General features: G+C 43.0%; 8 protein-coding genes. 5 read left to right on the plus strand and 3 right to left on the minus strand.

Annotated elements, in window-relative coordinates; genetic code table 11:
- The first annotated feature begins 796 nt into the window (after nucleotides 1–796).
- From thrS to rnr, 4 genes are all read left to right on the plus strand, one after another.
- On the plus strand, nucleotides 797–2,731 hold the full coding sequence (gene thrS / locus IQ457_RS11165; protein ID WP_191692435.1) for a threonine--tRNA ligase: 1,935 nt from the start codon (nucleotides 797–799) through the stop codon (nucleotides 2,729–2,731).
- A 23-nt stretch (nucleotides 2,732–2,754) separates the two neighbouring features.
- Nucleotides 2,755–3,258, plus strand: a complete 504-nt coding sequence (gene infC, locus IQ457_RS11170; RefSeq protein ID WP_200663303.1) for a translation initiation factor IF-3 — start codon at nucleotides 2,755–2,757, stop codon at nucleotides 3,256–3,258.
- A 481-nt stretch (nucleotides 3,259–3,739) separates the two neighbouring features.
- Entirely contained in the window at nucleotides 3,740–4,984 is a 1,245-nt protein-coding gene (locus IQ457_RS11175) for a toxic anion resistance protein (RefSeq protein WP_068408298.1), read from the plus strand.
- Nucleotides 4,985–5,133: 149 nt separating this feature from the next.
- Nucleotides 5,134–7,443, plus strand: coding sequence for a ribonuclease R (gene rnr, locus IQ457_RS11180; protein ID WP_200663305.1), 2,310 nt, complete (start codon nucleotides 5,134–5,136; stop codon nucleotides 7,441–7,443).
- A 151-nt stretch (nucleotides 7,444–7,594) separates the two neighbouring features.
- On the opposite strand, the gene IQ457_RS11185 is transcribed toward rnr, so the two are convergent.
- From IQ457_RS11185 to hisA, 3 genes are all read right to left on the minus strand, one after another.
- Nucleotides 7,595–7,879: a hypothetical protein gene (locus IQ457_RS11185; protein ID WP_200663307.1), complete on the minus strand. Its 285-nt coding sequence runs from the start codon at nucleotides 7,877–7,879 to the stop codon at nucleotides 7,595–7,597.
- 119 nt (nucleotides 7,880–7,998) lie between these two features.
- Complete coding sequence (locus tag IQ457_RS11190; protein WP_242465432.1) at nucleotides 7,999–9,699, minus strand: mechanosensitive ion channel domain-containing protein; 1,701 nt, start codon at nucleotides 9,697–9,699, stop codon at nucleotides 7,999–8,001.
- 142 nt (nucleotides 9,700–9,841) lie between these two features.
- Nucleotides 9,842–10,582, minus strand: a complete 741-nt coding sequence (gene hisA, locus IQ457_RS11195; protein ID WP_068408306.1) for a 1-(5-phosphoribosyl)-5-[(5-phosphoribosylamino)methylideneamino]imidazole-4-carboxamide isomerase — start codon at nucleotides 10,580–10,582, stop codon at nucleotides 9,842–9,844.
- A gap of 964 nt (nucleotides 10,583–11,546) precedes the next feature.
- Here hisA and IQ457_RS11200 point away from each other — a divergent pair.
- Nucleotides 11,547–12,899 (plus strand): Na(+)-translocating NADH-quinone reductase subunit A, encoded by a 1,353-nt coding sequence (locus tag IQ457_RS11200; protein WP_200663309.1) that lies wholly within the window; start codon nucleotides 11,547–11,549, stop codon nucleotides 12,897–12,899.
- The last annotated feature ends 3 nt before the right edge of the window (nucleotides 12,900–12,902 follow it).

The raw sequence follows: 12,902 nt of genomic DNA on the forward strand, positions 1-12,902 counted from the left end.
ATAGGGTATTTCTCTTTGCTAGTCAGTCTAAGTTAAGAACTTATCCTATCTAGCGAGCCGACTATCATATCATAATGATTTGGTTTGTCAAGCTTTTTTATAATTTGTTTCAATGGGTTAGCCAGGTTTGTTATATGTAATTTACATATAAGTCGTTCTGGTTCTCCCTAATGAGGTGCGTATTATAGACGGTTTGGACTGGGTGTCAACCGATTTTTGATAGATTTCTTAATTAATTTTAGAAGATGGTAAATAAACCATATTTTTCAATAGCTTAGTAAAAAAAAGATATTAAACCAAAGAAGATTATTCTCTAGACATGCCTTAATGTTTAAGCCTTATTTGCTACAAGGCCTATTAATAAGCTCAATAGGACATTTATAAACCATGCATTATATTGCTGGGCTTATATAGGTATATATTCAACACTATTGATATTGACATTAAGCGTACCTATATAGAGAAGCTTACTGCGCCGCAGCTGTCTAGTGTTAATAGGCAGCGTTTGCTATAATAGCGGCTTTTATGACATTACTGCATGGCACTCCTAATTATTCTTATTAACAAGCAACTTATTCTATATTATATTATAGCGATTTGATGATCAGTTATTAAATAGCTACTTAATTAGCATAATATATAAGATAAATTTTAGCGCAGTGTTTGTGGTTAATGGCCATTTCTTACAACATATCCGACATATTACAGCGGTTAGATATAATTGACGTGGTCTTACGGTTATATGATTGATGGTTGCAATCATCACTGCCAACGGACCCAAAAAGGTGAATAGATTATGGTAGCGATTACTTTACCTGATGGTAGCGTAAAAAACTTTGAAGGCAATACAACGGTCATGGAAGTGGCGCAAAGTATTGGAGCGGGCTTGGCGAAGGCGACGGTCGCGGGACGCGTTGATGGCCATTTAGTAGATGCCCACGACCCTATCGTTGCCGATGCAAAAGTTGAAATCGTGACGCCAAAAGACGCTGACGGCGTCGATATCATTCGCCACTCATGTGCCCACTTGTTAGGTCATGCGGTAAAACAGCTTTATCCTGACGTAAAAATGGTCATCGGTCCTGTTATCGAAGATGGCTTTTATTATGACATCTATAGTGAGACGCCATTTACGCCTGAGCACATGGAAAAAATTGAAAAACGCATGATGGAGCTGATTAAGCAAGATTATGACGTCATCAAAAAAATGACCCCTCGCGATGAAGTGATTAAGATTTTTGAAGAACGCGGCGAAGATTATAAGCTGAAATTGATTAATGACATGCCGGGTGAAGAAGCCTTTGGTCTCTATCATCATCAAGAATATGTCGATATGTGCCGTGGTCCACACGTGCCAAATACGCGCTTCTTAAAAGTGTTTAAACTGACCAAAATGTCAGGTGCTTATTGGCGCGGTGATGCTAAGAACGAGCAGCTACAACGTATCTATGGTACGGCGTGGGCAGATAAAAAAGATTTAAAAGCCTATATCCAACGTATCGAAGAAGCGGAAAAACGTGACCATCGTAAGATCGGTAAAGCGTTAAATCTGTTTCATATGCAAGAGCAAGCGCCGGGTATGGTGTTTTGGCATGCCAATGGTTGGACTATTTATCAAGTACTTGAGCAATATATGCGTAAAGTACAGCATGACCATGGTTATGAAGAAATTAAAACGCCGCAAATCGTCGATCGCAGCTTGTGGGAACGTTCAGGCCATTGGGGCAACTATGCCACCAATATGTTTACCACTTCGAGCGAAAATCGTGATTATGCAGTAAAACCAATGAACTGCCCATGTCACGTACAAGTATTTAACCAAGGCTTAAAATCTTACCGTGAACTGCCGCTACGTATGGCAGAGTTTGGCTCGTGCCATCGTAACGAACCCTCTGGTTCATTGCATGGTTTGATGCGTGTACGTGGTTTCACGCAAGATGATGCGCATATATTTTGTACGCAAGCGCAAATTCAGCAAGAAGTCGCGGATTTTATTAAGCTTACCCTTGCGGTGTATGAAGACTTTGGTTTTGATAATATCATTATGAAGCTCTCAACCCGTCCTGAAAAACGCGTTGGTAGCGATGAATCTTGGGACTTTGCCGAAAAAGCCTTGGCAGATGCCCTAGATAGCTCAGGTCTTGATTGGGAATATCTACCGGGTGAAGGCGCATTTTATGGTCCGAAGATTGAGTTTAGTCTAAAGGATTCATTGGGTCGCGTGTGGCAATGCGGTACGATTCAGGTTGATCCAAATATGCCTGAGCGCCTTGATGCTGAATTTGTCAATGAGCAAAATGAGCGCGAAACCCCAATTATGCTGCACCGTGCAATCTTAGGCTCGTTTGAGCGCTTCATTGGTATTTTGATTGAAAACTACGCCGGTTGGATGCCTGTATGGCTTGCGCCGCAACAAGTAGCGGTGATGAATATCACTGATAAACAAGCCGATGCTTGTGAAAATGTGGTTCGTGAGCTGAAAAATGCAGGTTTGCGAGCGACGAGTGACTTGCGTAACGAAAAGATTGGATTTAAGATACGAGAGAAAACATTAGAACGCGTTCCCTATATGCTAGTATTAGGGGATAAAGAGGTCGAAACGGGCAGTGTCAACGTCCGAACTCGTGAAGGTGAAAACCTCGGCGTCATGAGTGTTGCAGAATTTATTAGCTTAGTACAGACTGCTGTCAGCAAAAAAGGCCGACAGACCCCAAAAACAGATGAGGAGTAATACCTATTAAACAGTCAAACCGTTTGAACATCAACGAAGATATCAATGCTAAAGAAGTCCGTTTGGTTAAAGAAGATGGCGAGCAAATGGGCGTGGTCGATATCGAAACCGCGATGAAAGCGGCGCGTGATGAAAACCTAGATTTGGTCGAATTGGTTCCTGAAGCCAAGCCGCCAGTATGCAAAATCATGGATTATAAACATTTCCTCTATGATCAAAAGCAGAAAGCGAAAGAAGCAAAGAAGAACCAAAAACAGACCCAGCTCAAAGAGATGAAGCTACGTCCTAGTACTGAAGAGGCGGATTATCAAGTTAAGCTGAAAAAAATCGTCAGCTTCTTGGAAAACCAAGATAAAGTTAAAATCAGTATCCGTTTCCGTGGTCGCGAAATGGCGCATCAAGAGATTGGACGCAAACAACTTGATCGTATCATTGAAGATACCGCTGATCTCTCAAACGTCGAACAGTATCCTAAGATGGAAGGCCGTCAAATGGGTATGCTGCTTGGGCCTACTAAGAAAAAATAATCCACCTGTGGATTATAGCGAGTAGTGGCTGTAAATTGATGTGATGGTTAGTTAATATAATCAATTAACTAACACAGACAGCTTGTTATTATAGATAGTTATACTCTTAACCATCAATATACTCCGGGATATTGATGGTTTTTTCATATTTATTGCTGAATACGCGCATTAAATATAAAAAAGCTAAGCACGATAAGCCAAATTCCTCTATAAATGCTTTATAAAACTCAGTTTACAAAACCCATCTTCTCAACCTTTTCATTACCAGTTAATCTAAAGATTGTCTCATCACACATATCTCATTCGAATAAAAATTATTGGGTAATAAAAACAATTGAAACCACGACTATAAAAGTGCTAAGCGAAAACTGTTATTCATTAACAATGAATAGTTAATGACAATTAATAGTCAATAAATAGTGTCATTGATAAATAACGTCGTCGGTAAAGAATTCCATTTTTAGATATTATAGGAAATTTTATGCAAGAATTGACCCCACCTGAAAACGCCTCAACGCCTAGCATCACCTTAACTGCTCCTGAACCGGTGAAAGAGATTCAAAAAAGCGAAGCGGATCAAATGGTGAAACTGGATGAAAGCCAGATTCCTGAACTTGATGCTAAGGTCGATGCCTTTGTCGATCACGTGATTAACAACTCAGTACACAGCGCTGAGTTTCAACAAAACGTGCAATCTATTCACAATTTGGGCAATAAAGAAATTCGTGAGTCGGCGCAAGTGTCGAACCGTATGCTCGATTTGCCAGCAAAAAGTCTCAATGACAGTTTGTTTGATAACTCACCTATTGCCAAATCATTGACTGAGCTGCGCGGTATTGTTGAAGATTTGGATCCGAGCAAAAAAGAGCTGACCAGCTCACGTAAGCTCTTCGGTCTGATTCCATTTGGTAACAAAGTGCAAGATTATTTCCGTCAATACGAGTCAGCGCAATCACATATCAACGCTGTAGTGACCAGCCTCTATAACGGTAAAGACGAGCTGCTCAAAGACAATGCTATGATTGAGCAAGAAAAAGTCAATATGTGGGAGCTGATGCAATCGATTCGCCAATATATTTATGTGGGTAAAAAAATCGATGAGCAGCTTGAACAAAAGGTTTATGCCGTTGAAGCTACTGACCCCGAAAAAGCGCGTATTATTAAAGAAGAGATGTTGTTTTATGTACGGCAAAAAAATACCGACTTTTTAACGCAATTGGCGGTAAACGTACAAGGTTACTTGGCCCTTGATACCATTCGTAAAAACAACCTAGAGCTGATTAAAGGCGTAGATCGCGCGACGACGACGACTATCTCGGCGCTACGTACCGCGGTGGTGGTTGCTCAGGCGATGACCAATCAAAAACTGGTACTCGATCAAATCACCGCGTTAAATAAAACCACCAGCAGCTTGATTGAATCGACCTCTGCGATGCTCAAACGTCAGTCACTTGAAATTCACGAGCAGGCAACCAGTAGCACGATTGAGCTTGATAAACTCCAAAACGCCTTCAATAACGTCTATGAGACGATGGATATGATTAGCAATTATAAAATCGAGGCGCTAGAGAATATGAAACAAACGGTCAATACTCTGACAGCCGAGGTTGATAAAGCACAGAAATATCTCGATAAGTCGAATCAAACGACTGTCCTTGAAGTGTCGAAAGAGTTAAATACTAAAAAGATAACCAATCAATCAAATACGGTCGATATTGATATTTGATTGAGCTCGCATGTCGAAGGCTCTTATCGATACAAGCTAGCAGCTACTTGCTATCTGATACACATAAAACAATTGACCGAAGATATTGCAGCGTCGTTCGTGTTAAGATAGCACTTATTAATAATTTTAAAAAATAGATACGGTAATTTATGAGTTGGAATGATCCAAACGCCTCGAGTGAGGCACAAAAATACGTCAATCCTATTCCTAGTCGCGAACTGATACTCAGTACGATTAATGAATACGGTGAAGTCACGCATCAACAATTGGCAAAAGCCTTTAATATTGATGACCCTGACCAATTTGACGCTTTAGGCAATCGTCTAAAGGCAATGGCGCGCGATGGGCAAGTAAACCGCGACGGGCGTCCTTATCGCTATCGTACTGTAACCGAACACGATATCGTCACTGGCACCGTGTCAGCTCACCCTAAAGGCTTTGGCTTCGTAATATTGAGTGATATGCCTGATTTGTTCTTGCATGAAAAGCAAATGCGCTGGGTATTTAATGGCGATACCGTACAAGCGGTTGGTACCTCTACGGATAATCGTGGCCGTACTGAAGGGCGTATTGTGGATATCGTTGAGCGTCGCCAAAACAACTTTATTGGTACATTGGCGCACGATGAAGAAGGTTATTGCGTTGAGCTTGGTAGCCCAAATAACCATCAGCCGATTACCGTCACTGAAGAAAACGTGCAAGCATTGAACGCCAAACAAGGTGCGCCAGTCAAAGTCGATATTATCGATTGGCCAAACCAACACGAATTTGCCACCGGTAAAATCACTGAAGTGTTATCTGATGATAATGACCGTGAATTGATTATTGAGACGACCCTGCTCAACTATGATATCCCGTCAGACTTTAGCGAAGCGGCATTACAGCAGGCTAATAGCTATCAAGAGCCGACCGAAAAAGACTTGAAAGGTCGTACAGACTTGCGCGATTTACCTCTTATTACTATTGACGGTGAAGACGCGCGCGACTTTGATGATGCAGTATTCGCCGAAAAACGCTCGGGCGGTAACTATCGGGTGCTGGTGGCGATTGCTGATGTTAGTTATTACGTCACACCAAACTCGCCACTTGATAAAGATGCTTACGAGCGCGGCACGTCAGTGTATTTCCCGCATCGCGTGATTCCGATGCTGCCAGAAGTATTGTCTAACGGCCTATGCTCTTTGAACCCCAACCTTGACCGTCTCTGTATGGTTGCCGATATCAAGATATCGCGCGCCGGTAAAGTCACAGGGTATGAGTTTTATCCGGGCGTTATGCACTCGCAAGCGCGCCTGACCTATAATCAAGTGAATGCTTACCTTGCCAATCCAAAAGATAAGAGCGTACCTGAATCATTAACGGCTAATAAAGACGTTAAAAAATCGGTCGATACCTTACATCAATTGTATGAGCTGCTGCTGAAAAAACGTGAAGAGCGCCATGCCATGGAGTTTGAAACGGTCGAAACATATATCAAGTTTAATGAAAAAGGTGGCATCGATGCTATCTTACCGCGTACGCGCGGCGATGCGCAAAAGCTTATCGAAGAGTGCATGCTGCTTGCCAATACCTGTGCAGCAAACTTTGCCCTAAAACATGAGTTGCCTGTCTTATATCGTAACCACGATAAGCCTGATAGCGAAAAGTCAATGCGCATTCATGAATATGCCAAAAACTTTGGCTTAAGCTTCCCTGAGGAAAGCCCGACGCAAGCAGATTATCAGCGGATTATCGAAGCAACCAAAGACCGTCCTGACGCCATTAGTATCCACAGCATGTTGCTACGCTCGATGATGCAAGCGAACTATTCGCCTGACAACATCGGTCACTTTGGTTTAGCTTATGATGAATATAGCCACTTTACCTCGCCGATTCGCCGCTATCCTGATTTAATGCTGCATCGCGCGATTAAAGCGAAAGTGACGAATAGCCAGCAGCCAGTAATGGATTTCTCGCTTGAAGAGGCTGGCACGCAAACCTCAGATACGGAGCGCCGCGCCGAAAAAGCATCGCGTTACGTGGAATCTTGGCTCAAATGTCATTATATGAAAGATCATGTCGGCGAAGAGTTCGATGGCGTGGTGACGACTGTGACGAGCTTCGGTTTATTTGTGACTTTGACCGACTTATATATTGATGGTCTAGTGCACATCTCAAACGTTGGCGACGACTTCTTTGTCTATGATGAGCAGCAACAGCAGCTTATCGGTAAAGACAGAGGCACGGTATTTGGGCTTGGCGATTTGGTTCGCGTAAAAGTAGCAGGCGTTAATATGGACCTGCTACAAATCGACTTTGATCTTAAAGCTAAGCTACAAGCAAGCCAAATGAATCAAACCAAACGCGATCAGCCAAAGAACAATTCAGCTGGTAAGAGCTCTGCTAACAAAACTTCGGCGAATAAAACCACTTCTAAAAGAAGCAGCAGCCGTGGTAAGGGCACCAGCAAAAAGAGTTAACGCTGCCTAAATGTTAAGATTAAAAAAAGACTAACGCTATCGTTAGTCTTTTTTTTGCTTATTAAAAAGTAGCTACTTAAGTGGCTATATCAAAATGCAGCATGTTTAAACCTTATAACTCTCAATATTAATAACTCTCAGTAATGCACAACTATTGCGTATTAGCGATTTGCTCTCTGCGTTGTTGACTGACCTGCTCCGCTTGTTCTATCTGCGTGCTTGCTTTATCAAGAATAGCTTTTGGCTGCTGCCCTAATGGCTGACTTACGATATCTGATGTCTTGCTGTCAGTTATAACTATGTCTGTGTTTTCTGTTTCACTGCTAGCGGCTAACGCTTCTCTATTTTTTTCACGTTGACTGCCGCTGATCATATTAAACCCTGCTAGAATAACGATACCAGCCAAAGCAAAAATAATCAGATGTTTGATTTGCATAAAAAATATCTCGTCTATGTCGATAAAAGGTAGATAGACATTTCATTGCATTTTTTATGCCGACTTTTATAGTTAGTAATCACCTTTTAATAGGTAATCTTCAACGCCACTCTTGTGGGCTATTCTTGCGGACTATTGTTACTTAGTAAGTCGGTTTCATCTGAATTTTCGGCAATTTCTTGCTCAACTTTTTCCATTAGTTTCTGGTCAGGACGCGCATCGAGTACTTCGTCGGCATTGCGACCTTGTAAGATATGCTTGGCCCGCGCCTTTGCTTGTTTCTTATCTTTATCTTCAATGCTAGTGTCAGTGGGAGAAGATTCATCAGACGCTTTATCAGTTGCAGAAATGTGCGGCGTTACCGTCGTTTCCGCTGGTGATTTATCGTTCGTTTGACTGCTTTGGAAATGTTCAATGGCTTTTTCTAACTTATGGTTAAAGCGCAACTGATAAATGGGCTCGGGTAAAGTAAAACCTTCATCTTCTAAGGCATGCTTGGTTTCGCGAATGGCGATACTGCGGGCTTTGGAGAAATCTGCCTCCAATTGATTGACCCATACTTGGAACTGTAAAACGATGTTTGATTCGCCGACTTCTTTGATAACCGCTGTGGCTTTTGGCTTATCTAAGGCAAATCCCAACTGACAGATGGCATCGATACCTACCTTGATCGCAGCAAGCGGATCGTCGTTGGCATCAACCCCGAGCTCAAAGGTAAAACGGCGCTCGGGGTTTTTGGTGTAATTTAAAATCGTCGCTTTAAAGACTTCGGCGTTAGGAATACGTAACTGATTGCCGTCTAAGGTCATTAAAATCGTGGCGCGTGAGGTTAGGCGTACCACAATGCCTTCTTGATTGTTAATCAAAATATGGTCGCGGGCGCGAAACGGTTGGCGGATACTGAGCATGAGCGAGGCAATATAGTTCTCAATGGTGTCTTTGACGGCAAAACCAACGGCGATACCAATAACACCTGCCCCACCAAGCAGCGTGCCCAAGATAGTCTCAGCACCAATCAAACTTAACGCTAAGATAAGACCGAAAATGATAAAGATGACTTTAACGGTTTTGGCAAGTAACTCTGCGACAAAGGGATTTGGCGTAAGACGTTGCCACATTTTTTGTCGATTGGATAACCAACTGCCAAACCACGTCACTAAGGCAAATAAAACAATCCCTACGAGTAGTAGCGGCAACGCTTTGACTAGGTTTTTGGTTTGCGCTTTGAGACTCTGATAAACAGTCGAGACATTATCCTGCACATCAAGGGTGCGATTGATTCTATCTTCTACCGTCACCACGTCGGTTAAGCGATTGGTCAGATTAATCGCTTGCTGGGCTTTTTTCTCGTTAGGCGTCTCACCGGTTAAGGTTACAACCCCTTGGTTGACGCTGACACTTACTGCTTGCAAGCCGTCAATTTCTGAAAAAATGCCACTGATACGTTGCTGGATATCATTGTCTTTTAACGGCGTTGGCGTGGTTTCGATTTGGGCATTATTAGTACTTTCACCGCTGATAACTGGCGGTTTTTCAACTGGCGCGGGCGCAGTGTCAGAAGTACTTGGCGTAGCAGGGGTAATAGTGATGGCACTATTTAGACTATTATTTGGCTCATTGGCAGGTGGGGCGTTTATAGCTGGGGCGTTAGCCGTCTGAGCGCTGGTCCCACTGTCAGCTGTACTATCTTCAGTAGCCTCATTATTGAGTATAATACTCTCACTTGTGCTGCTGTCTGTAGCCGCATAAGTTGGCATGCTTAAAAGAACACTTAAAAAGATACTTAATAGCAATAACAGCTGAGCGCAGGGCTTTGCCATGATGCGTAACTGACATAGCTTGCTTAACCTGCGTAGCCTACGTAATTGAGGCTGGTCAACATACGCTGCCATAAGTATCCCTTTATTATTCTAGCTTGATATCACATTTTCAATAATGCTATTTGGATATGGCGACTAAAAACTATTTGCCATCTAGATAAAGCTGCGCCTCACCCAAATCTAAGGTGCCTTCGTAAATCGCGCGCCCAGTGATAATTCCTTCGATACAGTCACCATAAGGTTTGAGCAATTCGATGTCTTTCATATCGGTGACGCCGCCTGAGGCAATCACTGGCAAGCCGCCTTCACGTGCCAAATTGACGGTCTGCTCGACATTAACGCCTTGCATCATGCCATCACGAGCGATATCGGTATAAACGATTGACGATACCCCGACATCAGCGAAACGCTTGGCAAGCTCAGTCGCTTTGGTATCGGTCACGTTTGCCCAACCGTGCGTGGCAACCATGCCATCTTTGGCATCGATACCGACAATAATGTGTCCAGCAAACTCGCGGCAAGCCTCGGTCACAAAGTCAGGATCTTCCACAGCTTTGGTACCAATAATAATGTAGGTCAAACCTGCGCTAATATACTGCTCGATGGTTTTCATATTGCGCACACCGCCGCCCAATTGAATCGGCAGCTTGGGGAAAGCTTTGGCAATGTCGTTGACCACTTGTTTGTGTACTGGGATGCCATCAAATGCGCCATTTAAATCGACCAAATGTAAGCGACGCGCGCCTTCATTAACCCAACGCGCCGCCATAGCGACTGGATCATCAGAGAATACCGTATCGTCTTCCATACGACCTTGTTTTAAACGCACACATTTACCATCTTTTAAATCGATAGCGGGGATAATGACAGGGACAGCACACATACAGCATTCCTTATAAAACGATATCAGCGATTAAAAATAGTTGAATAATAACAATATGAATAAGAAAAATTCAAAAGTGAAAAAAGTATCCAAGCCCATTAAAGGGCGACTACGTAAAATTTATTTAGCATAGCAAATTAAAAGCAGCTATTAGGGAAAATTGATTAAATATTAAAAATGGCAGTGGTAAATGAGAATACGAGTTAAAGTTTGGTTAAAAAATGGTAAAGAACCCATCACCGTAATCACAATCATAACCATAAGTTTTAGCCGAAGGAAACACTCGTAACATTAGGTAAATTCATTTACCAACTGGCAATTTTAGGTCAGTTTAGCGTATAATCCTAGGTAAATTTGTATTTGTATGATAAAACCTAATCGTCTGCTACCTATTGACGATTGCAATCAGCATAAGGTAAATATGAGCACCCCATTAGCACTAAATTAATGCTGAGCTTATCAAGACATTGAGTTTACCCTGTAATCATAGGTCATTAACCAGCACTTAGATAGCTTTCACAAAGACAGCTTTCATAAAGTATGAACAAATCACTGATGCCTCATTTATATTCACTCGTATGAATAGCGCTGCGTAAATTTTAATAACCCTATGATTCCTGATACGACAAATTTTAAGATTTTAATAAATCGTATGGTAAAACTGTATTTTATCTACTGTCATCCTCGTTGAGGACGCGGTTAGATTTATGAGTTTTACGATACACCTTGGTAGCCAGTCGTCACTTTGGTCATTCGAATAAGACATTAACGTGTTGTTAAGGAGTCTAAGGTCAGCGTTAATACTCTTACTTGTAGTTATGATGATGTGTTATGTCTAGAGCACTTTTTCACGCCCTTTTTTGGGAGTGATAAAGCACTTTATTGATGACGCTGTTATCCATGCTGCCGATATACCAAACAGGACGTCTGGTATCGTTTTAGACTATGGACTAAGTTTTCGCTTATGATTACCATCAAAAAAGGTTTGGATTTACCCATCACTGGTGAACCCTCCCGCGAGATATCTGAGCACAGACCCGCCTATGTAGCACTCGTTGGCTATGATTATGTGGGCATGAAGCCCACGATGAATGTCAAAGAAGGCGACATCGTAGCTAAAGGTCAGCCCGTTTTTGAAGACAAAAAACGGGTCGGCGTTATCTACACTGCTCCTGCTGCTGGTAAGGTCGTCGCCGTTAATCGCGGTGAGCGTCGTGTTTTTGAAAGTCTTGTGATTGCGGTCGACCCAAACGGTGAAGAAGTAGAATTTCAGCGCTACGACTCCCAGCAACTCGCTGACCTAGATTCTGAAGTCGTTGAAACCCAACTGCTTGCCTCTGGCGAATGGACCGCATTTCGTACGCGTCCTTATAGCCGCTCCCCCGATATTGGTGCCCGTCCGCACGCTATCTTTGTCACCGCTATGGATACCAATCCATTAGCGCTTGACCCGATGTTGCTGATTAATGAGCAGCTTCAAGCGTTCAATGACGGACTTGCTGTATTATCAACCCTCAGCCCCAAGACCTTTGTCTGCCATCACGGCGATGCCCAGCTGACGCCAGTTGCCAAAACGGCCGCTAATAATGTCACTGAGTATCATAGCTTTGCTGGCAAACACCCTGCTGGACTGGCTGGCACGCACATTCACTTTTTGCATCCTATCATGCGCGGCGTGACCGTGTGGACGATTGGTTATCAAGACGTGATTGCCATTGGTAAGCTGTTTACTACTGGTCGTTTATATACGCGCCGTATGCTTAGCCTCGCTGGCCCTGCGATTAAAAACCCGCATTTGGTGGTCACCGAGCGCGGCGCAGATATCGCAGCATTGACCAAAGGTGAGCTTACAGCTGGCGAGAACCGTATCATCTCGGGTTCTGTGCTTTCAGGTCGCAAAGTGGCGGGCAATACCAATTATCTTGGTCGCTTTCATAATCAAATCAGTGCGCTAACCGAAGGTCGTGAACGTCCAGCGTTTCACTTCTTTACCGCTGGTGCCAATCGATTCTCTAAATTGCCTATCTATATCTCGCAGTTTTTTGGTGGTAAAAAATATAACTTTACCACTTCGAGCAATGGCTCACCGCGGGCGATGGTGCCAATTGGCGTCTATGAAGAAGTCATGCCGCAAGACTATCTGCCAACGCAGCTACTGCGCGCTTTGATTGTCGAAGACATCGTTAGCGCTGTCGATTTGGGCGTACTTGAATTGGACGAAGAAGATTTGGCATTATGCACCTTTGTATCTCCTGGCAAATATGAATTCGGCGATATTTTGCGTGACAACTTAACGCGCATTGAGCTGGAGGGCTAACCA

Source organism: Psychrobacter sp. M9-54-1, assembly GCF_016613355.1.
GTDB classification, from domain to species: Bacteria; Pseudomonadota; Gammaproteobacteria; order Pseudomonadales; family Moraxellaceae; genus Psychrobacter; species Psychrobacter faecalis.

Bases quoted from the DNA above. Each gene is read 5' to 3' on its own strand.
- thrS (WP_191692435.1), top strand. From the start codon at position 797: ATGGTAGCGATTACTTTACCTGATGGTAGCGTAAAAAACTTTGAAGGC.
- IQ457_RS11175 (WP_068408298.1), top strand. From the start codon at position 3,740: ATGCAAGAATTGACCCCACCTGAAAACGCCTCAACGCCTAGCATCACC.
- rnr (WP_200663305.1), top strand. From the start codon at position 5,134: ATGAGTTGGAATGATCCAAACGCCTCGAGTGAGGCACAAAAATACGTC.
- IQ457_RS11185 (WP_200663307.1), bottom strand. From the start codon at position 7,879: ATGCAAATCAAACATCTGATTATTTTTGCTTTGGCTGGTATCGTTATT.
- IQ457_RS11190 (WP_242465432.1), bottom strand. From the start codon at position 9,699: ATGGCAAAGCCCTGCGCTCAGCTGTTATTGCTATTAAGTATCTTTTTA.
- hisA (WP_068408306.1), bottom strand. From the start codon at position 10,582: ATGTGTGCTGTCCCTGTCATTATCCCCGCTATCGATTTAAAAGATGGT.
- IQ457_RS11200 (WP_200663309.1), top strand. From the start codon at position 11,547: ATGATTACCATCAAAAAAGGTTTGGATTTACCCATCACTGGTGAACCC.